General features: G+C 71.5%; 16 protein-coding genes. 11 read left to right on the forward strand and 5 right to left on the reverse strand.

All coding sequences use genetic code 11. From position 1 onward, the window contains the following. Nucleotides 1-399, reverse strand: coding sequence for a PLD nuclease N-terminal domain-containing protein (locus tag ACFRIC_RS33370; protein WP_382793714.1), 399 nt, complete (start codon nucleotides 397-399; stop codon nucleotides 1-3). An 89-nt stretch (nucleotides 400-488) separates the two neighbouring features. Here ACFRIC_RS33370 and ACFRIC_RS33375 point away from each other — a divergent pair, with 89 nt between their 5' ends. The 8 genes from ACFRIC_RS33375 to ACFRIC_RS33410 all read left to right on the forward strand — a co-directional run bounded on the left by ACFRIC_RS33375 (nucleotide 489) and on the right by ACFRIC_RS33410 (nucleotide 7040). Then, nucleotides 489-1940 carry a menaquinone biosynthesis decarboxylase gene (locus ACFRIC_RS33375; RefSeq protein ID WP_382793717.1) on the forward strand — a complete coding sequence of 484 codons (1452 nt, stop codon included), beginning with the start codon at nucleotides 489-491 and terminating at the stop codon, nucleotides 1938-1940. Continuing rightward, entirely contained in the window at nucleotides 1937-2839 is a 903-nt protein-coding gene (mqnP, locus tag ACFRIC_RS33380) for a menaquinone biosynthesis prenyltransferase MqnP (RefSeq protein WP_382793719.1), read from the forward strand. The genes ACFRIC_RS33375 and mqnP overlap by 4 nt, the downstream gene beginning before the upstream one ends. Nucleotides 2840-2870: 31 nt before the next feature. Further along, complete coding sequence (locus tag ACFRIC_RS33385; RefSeq protein WP_382793722.1) at nucleotides 2871-3560, forward strand: UbiX family flavin prenyltransferase; 690 nt, start codon at nucleotides 2871-2873, stop codon at nucleotides 3558-3560. A 62-nt stretch (nucleotides 3561-3622) separates the two neighbouring features. Then, nucleotides 3623-4078: an Lrp/AsnC family transcriptional regulator gene (locus tag ACFRIC_RS33390; protein WP_382793725.1), complete on the forward strand. Its 456-nt coding sequence runs from the start codon at nucleotides 3623-3625 to the stop codon at nucleotides 4076-4078. A gap of 117 nt (nucleotides 4079-4195) precedes the next feature. After that, nucleotides 4196-5359 carry an aminofutalosine synthase MqnE gene (gene mqnE / locus ACFRIC_RS33395; protein WP_382793727.1) on the forward strand — a complete coding sequence of 388 codons (1164 nt, stop codon included), beginning with the start codon at nucleotides 4196-4198 and terminating at the stop codon, nucleotides 5357-5359. Between the two features lies 1 nt (nucleotide 5360). Further along, on the forward strand, nucleotides 5361-5891 hold the full coding sequence (locus ACFRIC_RS33400; protein ID WP_382793730.1) for a GNAT family N-acetyltransferase: 531 nt from the start codon (nucleotides 5361-5363) through the stop codon (nucleotides 5889-5891). A gap of 121 nt (nucleotides 5892-6012) precedes the next feature. Then, nucleotides 6013-6318, forward strand: coding sequence for a DUF4229 domain-containing protein (locus ACFRIC_RS33405; RefSeq protein WP_382793733.1), 306 nt, complete (start codon nucleotides 6013-6015; stop codon nucleotides 6316-6318). 47 nt (nucleotides 6319-6365) lie between these two features. Continuing rightward, a complete protein-coding gene (locus ACFRIC_RS33410) occupies nucleotides 6366-7040 on the forward strand; it encodes a TetR/AcrR family transcriptional regulator (protein ID WP_382793736.1) in 675 nt (224 codons plus the stop codon). 79 nt (nucleotides 7041-7119) lie between these two features. On the opposite strand, the gene ACFRIC_RS33415 is transcribed toward ACFRIC_RS33410, so the two are convergent. Together ACFRIC_RS33415 and ACFRIC_RS33420 are read right to left on the reverse strand one after the other, a co-directional pair. Continuing rightward, the gene (locus tag ACFRIC_RS33415) at nucleotides 7120-8412 is read right to left on the reverse strand and encodes a DUF6716 putative glycosyltransferase (protein ID WP_382793739.1); all 1293 of its coding nucleotides are present in this window, start codon (nucleotides 8410-8412) and stop codon (nucleotides 7120-7122) included. 204 nt (nucleotides 8413-8616) lie between these two features. Further along, on the reverse strand, nucleotides 8617-9549 hold the full coding sequence (locus ACFRIC_RS33420; protein ID WP_382793742.1) for a MaoC/PaaZ C-terminal domain-containing protein: 933 nt from the start codon (nucleotides 9547-9549) through the stop codon (nucleotides 8617-8619). A 458-nt stretch (nucleotides 9550-10007) separates the two neighbouring features. On the opposite strand from ACFRIC_RS33420, the gene ACFRIC_RS33425 reads away from it, so the two are divergent. Further along, nucleotides 10008-11912, forward strand: a complete 1905-nt coding sequence (locus ACFRIC_RS33425) for an AMP-dependent synthetase/ligase (RefSeq protein ID WP_382793744.1) — start codon at nucleotides 10008-10010, stop codon at nucleotides 11910-11912. Nucleotides 11913-12093: 181 nt separating this feature from the next. Here ACFRIC_RS33425 and ACFRIC_RS33430 read toward each other — a convergent pair whose 3' ends face one another. Next, nucleotides 12094-12297 (reverse strand): cold-shock protein, encoded by a 204-nt coding sequence (locus ACFRIC_RS33430; RefSeq protein ID WP_010986243.1) that lies wholly within the window; start codon nucleotides 12295-12297, stop codon nucleotides 12094-12096. A gap of 344 nt (nucleotides 12298-12641) precedes the next feature. On the opposite strand from ACFRIC_RS33430, the gene ACFRIC_RS33435 reads away from it, so the two are divergent. Both ACFRIC_RS33435 and ACFRIC_RS33440 read left to right on the forward strand, forming a co-directional pair. Next, a complete protein-coding gene (locus tag ACFRIC_RS33435) occupies nucleotides 12642-13490 on the forward strand; it encodes a menaquinone biosynthetic enzyme MqnA/MqnD family protein (RefSeq protein ID WP_382793747.1) in 849 nt (282 codons plus the stop codon). Nucleotides 13491-13589: 99 nt separating this feature from the next. Beyond that, the gene (locus ACFRIC_RS33440; RefSeq protein ID WP_382794040.1) at nucleotides 13590-15509 is read left to right on the forward strand and encodes a serine/threonine-protein kinase; all 1920 of its coding nucleotides are present in this window, start codon (nucleotides 13590-13592) and stop codon (nucleotides 15507-15509) included. A gap of 12 nt (nucleotides 15510-15521) precedes the next feature. Here ACFRIC_RS33440 and ACFRIC_RS33445 read toward each other — a convergent pair whose 3' ends face one another. Next, nucleotides 15522-16124, reverse strand: coding sequence for a hypothetical protein (locus ACFRIC_RS33445; RefSeq protein ID WP_382793749.1), 603 nt, complete (start codon nucleotides 16122-16124; stop codon nucleotides 15522-15524). Nucleotides 16125-16147 lie beyond the last annotated feature (23 nt).

Below are 16147 nucleotides of genomic sequence, written 5' to 3' on the forward strand. Positions count from 1 at the left end.
TCACGACTCCTCGTCGGACCTGCTCTGCTCCTCGCGCCGCCTCAGTTCCTCCTCGCGGCGGCGCAGGTCCGCCTCCCAGTCCTTCAGCAGCGCCTCGTCCTTGCGGTTCTCGGCCTTGAGGGACTTGAGGAACTCGGGGTTGTCGTCGGGCGCGACGAACTCCGTGCGGTGGTTGCGGTGCCACTCGGACGGCGTCGAGCCGCCCGCGGGACCACGGCGGTTGCGGCCCGCCACCAGCCAGGCGACCGGACCGACCAGCACCTCGCCGAAGAGCAGGATGATGATCACCCAGACCACCTTGGGCAGGCCCTTGACCTCCTCCTCCGGCGTGTTCAGGCAGTCGATGAAGGCGTAGATCCACAGCGCCAGGACCAGCAGGAAGGGCAGATACCTGAGCATGGCCGAACGATCCCCCAGTGAGCGACGGCGGGGCGGCACGGGCCCCCCGGTGACGGGCACAGATTAGCGGGTGGCCGATACTTGGACACATGGCTTACGACGATCTTCGCTCCCTGCTCAGGGCGCTGGAGCGCGAGGGAGACCTCAAGCGCATCAAGGCCGAGGTGGATCCGTACCTGGAGGTCGGGGAGATCGTCGACCGGGTGCAGAAGTCCGGCGGACCCGCGCTCCTCTTCGAGAACGTGCGCGGGTCGGCGATGCCGCTCGCGATGAACGTCTTCGGCACCGACCGCCGCCTGCTGAAAGCCCTCGGGCTGAAGTCGTACGGCGAGATCTCCGAGAAGATCGGCGGACTGCTCAGGCCGGAGCTGCCGCAGGGCTTCGTGGGCGTGCGCGAGGCCTTCGGGAAGCTCGGCGCGATGACGCACGTACCGCCGAAGAAGGTCAAGGACGCGCCGGTGCAGGAAGTGGTGCTGCGCGGCGACGACGTCGACCTCGACGCGCTGCCCGCGCTGTTCACCTGGCCCGAGGACGGCGGCTCCTTCTTCAACCTCGGGCTCACCCACACCAAGGACCCCGAGTCCGGCGTCCGCAACCTCGGTCTGTACCGGCTCCAGCGGCACGACAAGCGCACCATCGGCATGCACTGGCAGATCCACAAGGACAGCCGGAACCACTACCAGGTCGCGGCCCGCAAGGGCGAGCGGCTTCCGGTGGCGATCGCCTTCGGCTGCCCGCCCGCCGTCACCTACGCCTCCACCGCCCCGCTGCCCGGCGACATCGACGAGTACCTCTTCGCCGGGTTCCTCCAGGGCAAGCGGATCGAGATGGTGGACTGCAAGACCGTCCCGCTCCAGGTGCCCGCGAACGCCGAGGTCGTCCTGGAGGGCTGGCTGGAGCCGGGCGAGATGCTGCCCGAGGGGCCGTTCGGCGACCACACCGGCTTCTACACCCCGCAGGAGCCGTTCCCGGCGCTGACCATCGACTGCGTCACCATGCGGAAGCGGCCGCTGCTCCAGTCGATCGTCGTGGGCCGGCCCCCGACGGAGGACGGGCCTCTCGGCCGGGCGACGGAGCGGTTCTTCCTCCCGCTGCTGAAGATCATCGTCCCGGACATCGTGGACTACCACCTGCCGGAGGCGGGCGGCTTCCACAACTGCGCGATCGTCTCGATCGACAAGAAGTACCCGAAGCACGCCCAGAAGGTGATGCACGCCGTCTGGGGGGCACACATGATGTCCCTGACGAAGCTCATCGTGGTCGTCGACGCGGACTGCGACGTCCACGATCTGCACGAGGTGGCCTGGCGCGCGCTCGGCAACACGGACTACGGACGTGACCTCACCGTCGTCGAAGGCCCGGTCGACCACCTCGACCACGCCTCCTACCAGCAGTTCTGGGGCGGCAAGGCGGGCATCGACGCGACGAAGAAGTGGCCCGAGGAGGGCTACACGCGGGACGGCGGCTGGCCCGAGATGGTGCTGTCCGACCCGCAGACGGCGGCGAAGGTCGACCGCCGTTGGAAGGAGTACGGGCTGTGAGTTCAGCTTCCGCGGCGCTTCCGCAGCCGGGCCGCACCAAGGCCTTCCTGCGCCTCGTCATGATCGAGCACTCGGTGTTCGCGCTGCCCTTCGCCTACATCGCGGCGCTGACCGCGATGTTCGAGGTCGACAAGAACATCCACTGGGGAAAGCTGCTCCTGGTCACCGTCGCGATGGTGGGCCTGCGCACGTTCGCCATGGCCGCGAACCGGATCATCGACCGCGAGATCGACGCCCGCAATCCCCGTACGGCCCATCGTGAACTGGTCACCGGCGCGATGAGCGTGAAGCACGCCTGGACGGGCGCGCTGGTCGCGCTGGTCGTCTTCCTCGCCGCCGCCGCCCTGCTCAACCCGCTGTGCCTGGCGCTGGCGCCCATCGCGGTCATCCCGATGGTCGTCTACCCGTACGGCAAGCGGTTCACGAACTTCCCGCAGGCCATCCTGGGTCTCGCCCAGGCGATGGGCCCGGTCGGCGCCTGGATCGCCGTCACCGGCACCTGGTCCTGGGACGCGGTCGTCCTCGGCCTCGCCGTCGGCGTGTGGATCGGCGGCTTCGACCTGATCTACGCCTGCCAGGACGTCGAGACCGACCGCGAGATCGGTGTGATGTCCGTGCCGGCCCGGTTCGGCATCCCGGCCGCGATCCGGGGCGCGCGCGTCTGCCACGCCGTGACGACGGGCCTCTTCGTCTGGTACGGAGTGGCCACCGGCGCCGGCGCCTTCTTCTGGCTGGGCCTCGTGATCGTCGCGGGCGCGTTCCTCTACGAGCACTCCATCGTGAAGCCGCACGACCTGAGCCGGCTGAACCGGGCGTTCTTCCAGGTCAACGGCTTCATCGGGATCGCCCTGTTCGTATGCGCCCTGCTCGATCTGCTGGTGCGCGGGCTGACGGTCTGACCATGGCCGGTGGCCGGATAGGCTCGACATCATGAAGCCAGGACAGACGCAGCGCCGGCCTTGGATCGTGGGGGTCTCCGGCGCGTCCGGTACGCCGTACGCGGCCGCGGTGCTGCGTTCGCTGCTGGAAGCGGGGGAGAGCGTCGACCTGGTCGTCAGCAGGGCCTCACGGCTCACGCTGCTCGACGAGACCGGCCTCCCGTTCCGCGACGCCCACTGGCGGGACGACCTGCGCGCGTGGCTGGAGCGGGGCGCCGACGGCAAACCCGGCACCTTCGACGTCCCCGGGGACCATCTCGACCGCGTACGGCACTGGAGCGCGGGCGACCTGGCGGCGGGCCCCTCCTCGGGCTCGTATCCGGCCAAGGGCATGCTGATCGTGCCCGCGTCCACCGCCTGTGTCGCCGGAGTCGCCCTCGGCCTCTCCAAGGACCTGCTGCAGCGGGCCGCGAGCGTCACCCTCAAGGAGGGACGCACGCTGGTCGTCGCCGTGCGGGAGACCCCGCTGAACGGGCAGACACTGCGTCACCTGGTCTCCCTGGACGACGCGGGCGCGGTCGTGCTGCCCGCCTCGCCGGCGTTCTACGCGGGAGCCACGCACATCCAGGACCTGGTGGACTTCGTCGCCGGACGGGCCCTCGACTCGGCGGGCGTCGAACACGGCCTGTACCGCCGGTGGAAGGGCGAACTCGGGAGCGGCTCCCGGGACGCCACCACCTGACCTCTCACGACCTCTCGAACTCTCACCACTTCTCAGACCTTTTCAGCGGAAGGCTCGATCGCATGGACGCGGTGGACAGGCAGCTCATCCAGGCCCTGAGGGAGAACGGCCGGGCCTCCTACGCGGAACTGGGGCGCCTCGTCGGTCTGTCGGGACCCAGTGTCACCGACCGCATCAACCGGCTGGAGGCGGCCGGTGTCATCACCGGGTACCGCGCGACGGTCGACTCGGCCTCGCTCGGTCTGGGCGTCACCGCCCTGATCGGCATCTCGCTGTCCGACGCGGCCGACCACGAGGACGTGGCCCGGCGGCTGCGCGACCTCAGCGAGATCGAGGACTGCTGGTTCATCGCGGGCGACGACTCGTTCATGCTCAAGGTGCGCTCCAGCGACGTCGACGGACTGGAGAAGACCATCCGGCGGCTGTCCGGGACCAAGGGCGTCTCCCGCACCCGTACGACCATCGTGCTCTCCACGAAGTGGGAGAACCGGGTGGGCGAGCTGCCCGCGGAGGGCTAGAACCCCGGCACCGGGGACACCCGGGGACACCCGGGGGCGAACGGCCCAGGTGGGGGCCTTTCGCCGACAGGGCGGGGAGTACGGTTGGCAGCGTTCGTCACAGGGAGAGGTAATCGCATGGATGTCGGGCTCAAGCGCGAGCTGGAGGACAAGGTCCGGGCCGGTGAGCGGCTCAGCCGCGAGGACGGCATCGCGCTGTACGAGTCGGACGACCTGGCCTGGCTCGGTGGCCTCGCGCACGAGGTGCGCACGCGCAAGAACGGCGACGTCGTCCACTTCAACGTCAACCGTCACCTCAACATGACGAACGTGTGCACCGCGTCCTGCGCGTACTGCTCGTTCCAGCGCAAGCCGGGCGAGAAGGACGCGTACACGATGCGCATCGAGGAGGCCGTCCGCCTCGCCAAGGCGATGGAGGGCGAGAACCTCACCGAGCTGCACATCGTCAACGGCCTGCACCCCAGCCTGCCCTGGCGCTACTACCCGCGCTCGCTGAGCGAGCTGAAGAAGGCCCTGCCGGACGTCTCGCTGAAGGCGTTCACCGCCACCGAGATCCACCACTTCGAGACCATCTCGGGCCTGTCGGCCTCGGAGATCCTCGACGAGCTGATCGAGGCCGGTCTGGAGTCGCTGACCGGCGGCGGCGCGGAGATCTTCGACTGGGAGGTGCGGCAGCACATCGTCGACCACCGCACCCACTGGGAGGACTGGTCGCGCATCCACCGCCTCGCGCACGAGAAGGGTCTCAAGACCCCGTGCACGATGCTGTACGGGCACATCGAGGAGCCCCGGCACCGGGTCGACCACGTGCTCAGGCTGCGTGAGCTCCAGGACGAGACCGGCGGCTTCCAGGTCTTCATCCCGCTGCGCTACCAGCACGACTTCGTGGACATGAAGGACGGCAAGGTCAGGAACCGCCTCCAGGCGCGCACCCAGATGGCGACCGGCGCCGAGGCGCTGAAGACCTTCGCGGTCTCCCGGCTGCTCTTCGACAACGTCCCGCACGTCAAGGTCTTCTGGGTCATGCACGGCGTCCAGACCGCCCAGCTCGCGCTCCAGCACGGCGCCGACGACATGGACGGCTCGGTCGTCGAGTACAAGATCACGCACGACGCGGACAACTACGGCACGCCGAACAAGCTCACCCGCGAGGACCTGCTGGACCTCATCCGGGACGCCGGCTTCCGCCCGGTCGAGCGCAACACGCGGTACGAGATCATCCGCGAGTACGACGGACCGGACGCGGCGCGCCGCGAGACCCCGCAGGCCATGCGGGTCTGACGTGGCACTGGACTTCGAACTGGACCCGGCGGTCACCCCCGCGCTCCGGGACGGCGTCCTCGCCCTGTGGGCGGACGTCTCGAACGCGGGCGGCTCCGTCGGCTTCGTGCCGCCGGTGACCGCCGACGACGTCCGCCCCGAACTCGTGAAGCACCTCGTCGCCATGGCGGAGGGCCGCACCCGGCTGCTGGTCGGCCGGGACGAGGAGGGCGGCGTCGCCGCGACCGCCTTCCTCACGCACAACACCCACCGGCTGATGCGGCACTGGGTCTGGCTGTACACCGTGATGGTGCACCCGCGGCACCAGGGCAAGGGGTACGGCCGGGACCTGCTCGCCGCCGTCGAGGAGGCCGCCGGCCGTCTCGACGGCATCGAGGCGATACGGCTGACCTGCCGGGGCGGCGAGGGCCTCGAGCGCTTCTACACCTCCTGCGGCTACAAGGAGGTCGGGCGGGTACCGGGCGCGATCCGGGTCGCGCCCGGCGAGGAACGGGACGACATCACGATGCTGCTGTCCCTCGGCCCGGTCTGACCGTTCCCGTCCGCCCGGCCCCGGCCGGCCGCGGCCGAGGACCCGCTGCAAGATCGCTGTCCGGGCGTGCTTCACTGGACGGAGTTCTTTGGGACCGTTCGGAACGGAAGAGTGGATTGAGATGCTCCGCTACACACTGATGCGCCTTGGGATCTTCGTGGGCTGCCTCGTGGTCGTCTGGGGCCTCGTCTACTCGGGCGTCGCCCCCCGCGGCCTCGGCGACTCCAACTACATGTGGGTCGTCCTGCTGGCCCTGGTGATCTCCGCGCCGATCAGCTTCGTCGTCCTGCGCGGAGCGCGCGACCGCGCCTCGGAGCAGGTCGTCGCCCGCGTCGACCGCGCCAAGGCCAACCTGGAGCGCAACCGCAACCAGGAGGACGCCCTCCTGGACGAGCCCGCCCAGGGCACCCCGCACCAGGCCTCCTGACACCGCCGCGCGCCCGGCCGGGCCCGGAGCCCTCGTAGGCTTGGCGCATGGGTGCTGTGAAGAACAAGCGGATGCCCCGCGCGGTACGCGAGCAGCAGATGCTGGACGCGGCCGTACGGACCTTCGGGCAGCGCGGGTACCGGGCCGCGTCGATGGACGAGATCGCCGAACTGGCGGGTGTGTCGAAGCCGTTGGTGTACCTGTACCTGAACTCGAAGGAAGACCTGTTCACCGCGTGCATCCGGCGTGAGGCCAAGGCGCTCACCGACGCGGTCCGCGCCGGCGTCCGCCCCGACCTGCCCGCCGACCGTCAGCTCTGGGAAGGGCTGCGGGCGTTCTTCACCCACACCGCCGAGAACCCGGACGGCTGGGCCGTCCTGCACCTCCAGGCCCGCACGCACGGCGAGCCCTTCGCCGCCGAGGTCTTCGCGATGCGCGAGGAACTGGTCCACTTCGTCACGCAGTTGATCGTCGTCGCCGCGCGTGAGGCACACCGCGACCCGTCCCTGCCCGCGCGGGAGGTCGCCGGTCTCGCGGAGGCGCTGGTCGGTGCCGCCGAATCGATGGCCGCGTGGGCCAACGCCACCCCCGGCGTCTCGGCCCGGCAGGCCGCCGCCACCCTGATGAACTTCGCCTGGACGGGCCTCGGCACGCTCATGCAGGGCCGCCCCTGGTCCCCGCCGGCCGCGGCGATCCCCACCCAGAGCACCGCCGAGATCTGACACCTGCGGCCCACGGGGCCCGTGCGTGCCGGGCAGGGCAGCCCGTGCGTGCCGGGCGGTGGCCGCAGGCCGGGCGGGGTCAGGCCTGGCCCCAGCGGCGCAGTGCGGGGGCGACCCGCTCACGGCCCACCCGGTAGAGGGACTTGGCGCCGCTGCGCGCGGCCCGGCGGATCACCGTGCGCACCGGGCCCGCGCCGCTCGCGCCCGCCGCGGGCGTCAGGGGCCTGCCCTTCTCGTCGAGGCCGTTGCGCTCCAGGATGCCGGCGAGATAGGCCCCCGCCCGCTGAGGCGAGTAGTACGGCCGCAGCACGGGCAGCCGGCCGGCCGAGCCGAGCGCGGAGAGCCGGGCGCGGGCGGCGGCGTACGGATCGCTCTTGCCGACGCCCTGGCGGGCCGCCCAGGCCGGGTCGACGCGCGGCGTCGCGCCGGCGTCCAGGTCGTCCCAGGAGGCGAGGCAGCCCGAGTGCACGAAGTAGTGGTTGCCGTGCGCCTCGCGGACCCCGAAGTCGGTGAGGATCGCGGTCGGGATGCCGCGGTGCATCGACTCCAGGGCGGCCGTCGAGCTGACCGTCACCAACAGGTCGGTACGGTCCAGGACTTCGCCCATGTTGCCGTAGACGAGGCGCAGGTTGTCCGGGGCCGGCTCGGTCATCCTCTCGATGAGGAGCTGGTACGGATCGGCCTCGACGTGCGTGGTGTGCTCGCCGGGGAGGCTGCGCAGTTTCATCAGCACCAGCCGGTCGGGGTGCCGTCGCGCGTGGGCCGCCGCCCGCTCCAGCAGCCCGAGCCGGGACACCCGGCCCTTGGGCACCGACGGCTGGACGGCGAAGGTGAGCGTGAAGGGCCGCTCCGAGGACGGCGCGTACGGCTCCCCGCCGAGGAAGGGCAGGGCGCACTCCACCACCGAGTCGGGGTCGACGCCGACGCTCGCGAACGCCTCGCGGAAACGGTCCGCGTCGTAGGCGCTGTTGGCGAGGACGAGGTCGGTGCCGGCCCGGGTCATCAGCCCGTCGACCATCTTCTCGTACACGACCCCGACGTATCCGGTGACGGTGACCGGCCGCCGCTGCCGCCCCTCCCACGCGAAGCCCAGGCCGTGGGTGAGCGCGAGGGTCGTACCTCCCGCGGTGGCCAGGACGAGCACGTCGGCGGCGGCGAGTTCCTCGTCGTCGACCAGTTCCGCCACGGTGACGTCGCGCCGGGTGTCCGGCACGACGCCTATCTCCGCCAGTTGGCGTTCCGTCGGGGTGGCCCGGGTGCGCAGGAAGATCGCGTCGAGTGCGTACGCGGGAGCGATCTGCCGGGCGACGGACGCTCCCCACTTCCAACGGGTGTCGGAGTCGGCGATGACGGCGATTCGTCTGGGGGGCATGCTTCGGTGCCTTTCCTGGCGGCGGCCGGGGGTGGACCGAGGCTAGGAACGGTGTCTGAGGGTGGGATGAGGGGCTGCTTGAAGCCACCTTGGTGCACTGGGTGTGAACTGTGAGAGCTTTCTCAACGACGCTCCCTCACCTGCGAGTTGACGAACGCGAGAAGCCGCGCCCGGGGCTTTCGCCATGCGCTGTTCGCCCGAAGTTCACGCGTCTCGCGGTCGCGTCGGGCGTACGTCGCCGGTCAGATGGATCCGTCCACCCGAGCGCAGCTCGAACTCCGGCCCCCGCGCGGCGTACGTCACCGTCCCCGGCAGCGGCACCGGCGCCCTGAACTCGGCCCGCACCTCGACCGCTTGTCCCGGGCCGTACTCGGCCAGGCAGCGGGCGACGGTCCACATCCCGTGCGCGATGGCGTGCGGGAAGCCGAAGAGGCGGGCGGTGAGGGGGTGCAGATGGATGGGGTTGCGGTCCCCCGAGACGGCACCGTAGCGACGTCCGACGTCCGGCCCGAGCCGCCACTCGGCGAGGGCGGGCAGCGTCCGGGGGTCCTGCCGGGGGGCCGGGGCCGGGACCTGGGGGCGGGGGTTCCCCGGGGTGGGGTCCCGGGTGGGTTCCTTGCCCGGGTTCCGGGGGCTGTGGCGGGCCAGGTAGGTGCTCCTCGACTCCCATACGGGCGTGCCGTGGACCCGCGCCTCGGTCAGCACGGTCGCCTCCGTGCCCCGCCGGTGCGGCGCCAACTTTTCCACCAGCACCGCGAGTTCGTACTCCGCGTTCGCGGCGCACTCCCGGTGCCGGGTGATCTCGATCGAGGTGTGCACCAGCCCGAGCAGCGGAAGCGGGAACGCGCGCCCCGCCAGGATCCGCATGGCCAGCGGAAAGGCGAGCACGTGCGGATACGTGACCGGCAGGGCGTCCGCTCCGGTCGCGAACCCGCACAGCCGCTCGTACGCGGCGAGATGGGCGAGGTCGATCCGCACACCGGAGAGGAGGAGCCGGGTGGCGGGGACGCGGGCGTCCGGGCGGGGCCGCTTGAAGGGGGAGAGCAGGGCGCCGCGGGCCAGCAGCGGGACGAGCGAGGGGGCGGCGTCGAGGGTGTGCGTCCGCGGCTCGGGGCGGACGGGCGGCTGAGTACGCATCGGAGTCTCCAGGCGGACGGGGCGGTGCGGTTCACGCGGCTGCGGGATTGGCCGGCTTCCGGGTGGGCATGAGGTGACTCTGGAGTAAGTTACCGGGGGTAAGGCTACGTCAGGGGGAGGGCGGGGGTCGAGATGGCGTACGGCGATCTCCCGGGGGTCGGTGGCGCTGTGGGTGCCCGGAATCGCGTTCCGGATTCGGGGGTCGGCCGCGTTGTGGACGCGCGGAGTCGGGTCTCGGGCAAGGGCACAGCTACCCCGGGTAACCCGCACTCCGCCTGCGGCAAAGCGTCACAAACCCCACACCTCGGCGCCGTAGGATCCCCGTCTCACCGGGTTGCCGAGACCCCTGAACCCCCCACTCCCCAGGGCCGTATGAGATTTCGCGCCGCCGCGCGCTCCGCCGAGCCCGAACACGCCTTGCACCCGCCCCGGCCTTCCGGCCGACAAGGAGCCGCCCCGTGTCCAGCCCCTACTCGTCCGACTCCGCCCCTCCTCTGCCGGAGCCCGAGATCAAGCGGCTGGACGGTGTCGTGCGCGAGGTCGCGATGCCCCCGATCGTGGGCCGGGTCACCCACGGCTCCCTCGCCGACATCCCGTTCGACAACGCGGCCGCCGCCCCGCTGGAGCCGGTCCTCAGCCGGAAGACCCCGGACGGCGACGGCTGGCTCGACGTGAGCGCCGCCCGGTTCGCCGAGGAGGTCCACGCGGTGGCCAAGGGGCTGATCGCGGAGGGGCTGGTGCCGGGCGACCGGATCGCCATCATGGCCCGGACGACGTACGAATGGACCCTCCTCGACTTCGCCGCCTGGGCCGCCGGCCTGGTCACCGTGCCGGTCTACCCGACCTCCTCGGCCTTCCAGACCCGCTGGATCCTCCAGGACTCGGGTGCCGTCGCGCTCGCCGTGGAGTCCGTGGCGCAGGCCGCCGCCCTCGGCCCCGAGCGCGAGCACATCCCCGACCTGCGGCACATGTGGGTCTTCGAGAAGGGCCATGTGGAGCGCCTCGCGGAACTCGGCCGCGACGTCCCGGACCAGGAAGTGACCGTACGGCGCGGGGTGCTGGGGCCGGACACCCTCGCCACCCTCATCTACACCTCGGGCACCACCGGCCGCCCGAAGGGCTGCGCCCTCACCCACGGCAACTTCTTCGCCGAGGTCGACAACGCCGTCGAACTGCTCTACCCGATCTTCAAGGCCCGCTCCCAGGACCCCGCCTCCACCCTCCTCTTCCTCCCCCTCTCGCACGTCTTCGGCCGCATGGTCGCCGTGGCCTGTCTGCGCGCGCGGGTGAAGCTCGGCCACGCGCCCAGCCTCCAGACCGAGGACCTCCTCGCGGACCTGGCCTCGTTCAAGCCGACCTTCCTGCTCGCCATCCCGTACGTCCTGGAGAAGGTCTTCAACACCGGGCGCGCCACCGCCGAACGCATGGGCCGCGGTTCGTCCTTCGACCGGGCGGCCCGGATCGCCCAGAAGTACGGCGAGGCCGTCGAGGCCAGGCAGCACGGCACCGGTCCGGGTCCGAGCCGCTCCCTGCGTACCGCCCGCGCCCTCTACGACCCCCTGGTCTACCGCCGTATCCGCAACGCCCTCGGCGGCCGGGTCCGGCACGCCATCTGCGGCGGGTCCCCGCTCGGCCGCCGGCTCGCCGCCTTCTACGCGGGAGCCGGCATCGAGATCTTCGAGGGGTACGGGCTCACGGAGACCACGGCCGCCGCGACGGTCACGCCCCCGCAGAAGCCGCGCCTCGGCACGGTCGGCCGGCCCCTGCCGGGCACCCGGGTGCGGATCGCCGCCGACGGGGAGGTGCTGCTGTGCGGGGCGCAGGTCTTCCGCGGCTACTGGGACCCGCACGCGGGCGGTGTCGTCGACGCCGCCCCGGACGGATGGTTCGCCACCGGCGACATCGGGGAGCTGGACGACGGCGGCTATCTCGCGATCACCGGCCGCAAGAAGGAGATCCTGATCACCGCGGGCGGCAAGAACGTCGCCCCGGCGCCCCTCCAGGACTGGCTGCGCTCCCATCCGCTGATCGCCCAGTGCATGGTCCTGGGCGACCGCCGCCCCTTCGTCTCCGCCCTCATCACCCTCGACCCCGAGGGCATCGCCCACTGGCGCCGGATGAACGGCAAGCACCCGGTCCCCCCGGAACTCGTCATGGACGACCCGGAGTTGCTGGGCATCCTGCAACGCGCCGTGAACGAGGCCAACCGGCTCGTCTCGCGCCCCGAGTCCATCCGCCGCTTCACGGTCCTGCCCGTCGACTTCACCGAGGCGGCCGGCCACCTCACCCCGTCCATGAAGCTGCGGCGCGCGGCGATCGAGAAGGACTTCAGCAGGGAGATAGAGGCCCTGTACGACGTATAGCCCTTGTGCGGCGTATTGCCCTTGTATGACGTATAGCCCCTGTATGGCGTATAGCCCCTTTGTGCGCGCTCCGGGCCGGGTGGGCGCACAAAGGCAGGAGCCCCGCGGCCGACTGGCGCGGGGCTCCTTGGGTACTGCTATCCGTTCCGGATCAAAGCATTGGGCTCATGGAGCCGAAGGCTTAGAGCGGAGTGACGTTCTCCGCCTGCGGGCCCTTCGGACCCTGCGTGACGTCGAAGGAAACCGACTGGTTCTCTTCGAGAGAGCGGAAACCGCTCGCGTTGATCGCGGAGTAGTGGACGAAGACGTCCGGGCCGCCGCCTTCCTGGGCAATGAAACCAAAGCCCTTTTCGGCGTTGAACCACTTCACGGTTCCGGTAGCCATAAGCCCTCCTTGGGCCCAAAGGGTTGCCCTGCTCCAGAACCTGCGATTGTGTAAACAACTGCATACGTCTGAAAACGACGAGAGCCCGCGGTCACATGCTCCGCAGGCTCTGTACTGCAAGGGAAACCAAACTGCAACTTGCGGCGAGCCTAGCACGCAGGCAGCCGAAAGCAATAGAGGCGAAGATCACGTCATCCGGACGGGTGGCCCGGCGGGGGTCAGGGGTCTGACGTGCGTCGACTTCGAGGTGTCACAACCGTTGACACGAGGCGTCGCGACGGTTTCCACCCGCACACGCCGACCCTGGAGCCCGCATGCCACCGCTCGGGGTCTAGCCTCACGATGTGGACAATTCTCGCACCCGGCCGCGCGTCGGCCACATCCAGTTCCTGAACTGCCTGCCCCTGTACTGGGGGCTCGCGAGAACGGGCACGCTCCTCGACTTCGAGCTCACCAAGGACACCCCCGAGAAGCTCAGCGAGCAGTTGGTGCGAGGTGATCTCGACATCGGGCCCATCACGCTCGTCGAGTTCCTCAAGCACGCCGACGACCTCGTCGCCTTTCCGGACATCGCCGTCGGCTGCGACGGCCCCGTGATGTCCTGCGTGATCGTCTCGCAGGTCCCCCTCGACCAGTTGGACGGCGCCCGGGTAGCCCTCGGCTCCACCTCGCGCACCTCCGTGCGGCTCGCCCAGCTCCTGCTGGCCGAGAAGGTCGGGGTGACCCCCTCGTACTACACGTGCCCGCCCGATCTGAGCCTGATGATGCAGGAGGCCGACGCCGCCGTCCTCATCGGTGACGCGGCGCTGCGCGCCAACCTGCTCGACGGACCGAAGTACGGGCTCCAGGTGCACGACCTCGGCGCGCTGTGGAAGGAGTGGACGGGCCTGCCGTTCGTCTTCGCGGTGTGGGCGGCCCGGCGCGACTACCTGGAGCGCGAGCCGCTCGTCACCCGCAAGGTGCACCAGGCCTTCCTCTCCTCCCGGGACCTCTCCCTCGACGAGGTCTCCAAGGTCGCCGAGCAGGCGGCCCGGTGGGAGGAGTTCGACGAGTCCGTCCTGGAGCAGTACTTCACGACGCTCGACTTCCGCTTCGGCGGCCCGCAGCTCGAGGCCGTACGGGAGTTCGCGCGCCGGGTCGGTTCGACCACCGGGTTCCCGGCGGATGTGAACGTGCGGCTCCTCCAGCCGTGAGACGCCGGCCGACCCGGTCCCGGTAGTTTCGGGGCCGGGGGCGCGCACGGCACTACGCTGCTGGGCAGTGTGTACGGGGGAGGGGGAACCGTGAGTGCCATGCAGCCGCTCGGAGCCGACGAACCCACGGCCGTGGGGCCCTACCGGCTGCTCGGCCGGCTGGGGTCCGGCGGCATGGGGCGCGTGTATCTGGGACGCAGCGCGGGCGGACGTACGGTCGCGGTCAAGATCGTGCATCCGCACTTCGCGCTCGACGAGGAGTTCCGCGCCCGCTTCCGCCGCGAGGTCGAGGCGGCGCGGCGGGTGGGCGGCGCCTGGACGGCGCCCGTCCTGGACGCGGACCCGGAGGCGCCGGTCCCCTGGGTCGCCACCGGCTACGCGGCCGGCCCCTCCCTGACGCAGGCGATCGCCGACGGCGGACCGCTCCCGGCCCATTCCGCGCGGGTCCTCGGCGCGGGTCTGGCCGAGGCGCTCACCGCGGTCCACGCGCTGGGCCTCGTCCACCGTGACGTCAAACCCTCCAACGTGCTGCTCACCCTCGACGGCCCGCTCCTGATCGACTTCGGCATCGCGCGGGCCACGGACGGCACCGCCTCGCTGACCTCGACCGGCGTCTCGGTCGGCTCCCCGGGCTACATGTCGCCCGAGCAGATCCTCGGCAAGGGCGTCACGGGGGCCGCGGACGTGTTCTCGCTCGGCGCGGTCCTGGCGTACGCCGCCACCGGCGAGCCGCCCTTCCCGGGTGACTCCTCCGCCTCCCTCCTCTACAAAGTGGTGCACGAGGAGCCTCGGCTCGACTCCCTGGAAGGCGAGTTGCGCGAGCTGGTGGCGGCCTGCCTGGCCAAGGAGCCCACGGCGCGGCCCACCCCGGGCGAGGTCGCCGTCCGGCTCGCACCGCAGGGCGCCGCCCGGCTGGTGTCGGCGGGCTGGCTGCCGGGCGCCCTGGTCGAGCGGGTGAGCCGAAGTGCCGTACAACTGCTGAACCTCGAGGCGACGGGGGCCGCGCAGGCCACGCCCTCCGGGCCGTTGGGCTTCAGCAGCCCGTCGGTCGGGGCGGGGCAAGGGGTGGAGGCCGGTGCCGGGACCGGTGCTGGTGCTGGTTCCGGTGTCGGTGCCGGGACGGGGGCCGGCGCTGCTGCCGGGACGGGTGCGGGTGCCGGGACGGGAGCCGGGTTCGGCGGGCTGCCCGGTCCGGGCGGGGGCTTCGGGCCGCCTCCGCCGGGCTTCGGGCCGCCGCCCACGATGCCTCCCTACGTCCCGCGCCAGGGCGACGCCGTCTCCACCGGGCCGCAGGACGCCGTACACCGTGAGGGGACGCCGGACCCGCGCACGGCCGGCCGGCCCGGCAAGCTCTCGGTCAGCGTGGCCGCCACCTCGGCGCCCGGGGCCGGCGGACAGGGCCGCAGGATGAGCTGCACGGTCGCCCTCGCCGTCGCGGGAGCGCTGGCGGCGGTGACCGTGGGGTCCGCGTTCCTCTTCGACCTGCTGCCGGGCGGCGGCGCCGACGACGAGGGGAGCGACGTCGCGGGCGGGCGTCCGTCGGCCACGGCGAGCCGGAGCGTCGGCGGCTCGGATCCGTCGGCGAGCGCCACGCGGCCGGGCTCCACGGCGAGCGCCCCGGAACCGGCCCCGACGAACAGCGCGTCCGACCCGGGCGGCGGACAGTCCACGGTCCCCGCCTCCTACGTCGGCACCTGGGAGGGCGAGGGCCTCGGACTCAGCGGCACCCTCCCCATGGGGACCTTCCGCGTCACCGTCCACCAGGCCTCCGTGGGGCAGGAGTTGGGCACGTTCCGGCAGACCGACCAGATCGGCGGCATCTGCGACGACGTCCTCGTCCTGAAGAAGGTCACGAAGAAACAGCTCGTCGCCACGAGCGTGGCCTCGGAGTCCAACCGGGACGTCTGCACGAAGGGCCGGCACGAGGTCCGCCTCACGCCCGTCGGCAGCGACCTCACCTACGAGACCGACAACGCCGAGGCGGGGGACCCGGTGGCCCGGATGACCAAGGTGGGCTGATCGGCGGGCCGTTCAGCCGGTGGCCCCGTCCTCGGAGGAGTCCGACCTCTTGCCGAGCACGACGATCAGCCCGACGGCGACGAGCACCGTCGAGAGCAGTCCGACGGCCCAGACCCAGGGGTACTCGACGTGCACCCAGCAGGGGTTGCCCCGGCTGTAGCACCCGGAGTCCCAGTCGCGGCGGTACCTCGGGCGCGTGGTCGTGAACACCACGAGCGCGCAGAAGGAACAGGCGGCGAGACCGGGCAGGGAGGCGACCGCCCAGCCGAGCGAACTCAGGGGCCTCTCCTTCCACTTCATCCGTGAAAGCGGCCCGATCAGGGCGCCGAGCCCGAGCGGCAGTACGGCACCGACCACGGCCGCGAAGCCGTACCCGCCGCCGGGCGAGGCGGGAGCGGCAGCACCCCAGAGGTCCGGCCCCCAGGCCTCCGCGGCCATCGCGAACGGGACGATCACGGCCAGGGCGGCCAGCAGGATCAGACAGCCCCCGCCCGCGTCCTTCCAGGACGCCTTCTCCCGTGCCTGCTGTCCGGCGGACGGCCGCCGCCGGACGTGCTCGTGGCCCAGCGCGCCCTTCGTGGCCCTCCGCCGCTTCGGTCTCGCCGATCCGCCCACCGGCCCCCCTCTCTCTCGCTCCC

Source organism: Streptomyces sp. NPDC056738 (assembly GCF_042790435.1).
Taxonomy (GTDB): domain Bacteria; phylum Actinomycetota; class Actinomycetes; order Streptomycetales; family Streptomycetaceae; genus Streptomyces.

Excerpts from the sequence above, each read along its gene's own strand:
- ACFRIC_RS33410 (WP_382793736.1), top strand. The coding sequence starts at position 6,366 with ATGGGTGCTGTGAAGAACAAGCGGATGCCCCGCGCGGTACGCGAGCAG.
- ACFRIC_RS33420 (WP_382793742.1), bottom strand. The coding sequence starts at position 9,549 with ATGCGTACTCAGCCGCCCGTCCGCCCCGAGCCGCGGACGCACACCCTC.
- mqnE (WP_382793727.1), top strand. The coding sequence starts at position 4,196 with ATGGATGTCGGGCTCAAGCGCGAGCTGGAGGACAAGGTCCGGGCCGGT.
- ACFRIC_RS33375 (WP_382793717.1), top strand. The coding sequence starts at position 489 with ATGGCTTACGACGATCTTCGCTCCCTGCTCAGGGCGCTGGAGCGCGAG.
- ACFRIC_RS33390 (WP_382793725.1), top strand. The coding sequence starts at position 3,623 with ATGGACGCGGTGGACAGGCAGCTCATCCAGGCCCTGAGGGAGAACGGC.
- ACFRIC_RS33415 (WP_382793739.1), bottom strand. The coding sequence starts at position 8,412 with ATGCCCCCCAGACGAATCGCCGTCATCGCCGACTCCGACACCCGTTGG.
- ACFRIC_RS33405 (WP_382793733.1), top strand. The coding sequence starts at position 6,013 with ATGCTCCGCTACACACTGATGCGCCTTGGGATCTTCGTGGGCTGCCTC.
- ACFRIC_RS33370 (WP_382793714.1), bottom strand. The coding sequence starts at position 399 with ATGCTCAGGTATCTGCCCTTCCTGCTGGTCCTGGCGCTGTGGATCTAC.
- ACFRIC_RS33430 (WP_010986243.1), bottom strand. The coding sequence starts at position 12,297 with ATGGCTACCGGAACCGTGAAGTGGTTCAACGCCGAAAAGGGCTTTGGT.
- ACFRIC_RS33385 (WP_382793722.1), top strand. The coding sequence starts at position 2,871 with ATGAAGCCAGGACAGACGCAGCGCCGGCCTTGGATCGTGGGGGTCTCC.
- ACFRIC_RS33440 (WP_382794040.1), top strand. The coding sequence starts at position 13,590 with ATGCAGCCGCTCGGAGCCGACGAACCCACGGCCGTGGGGCCCTACCGG.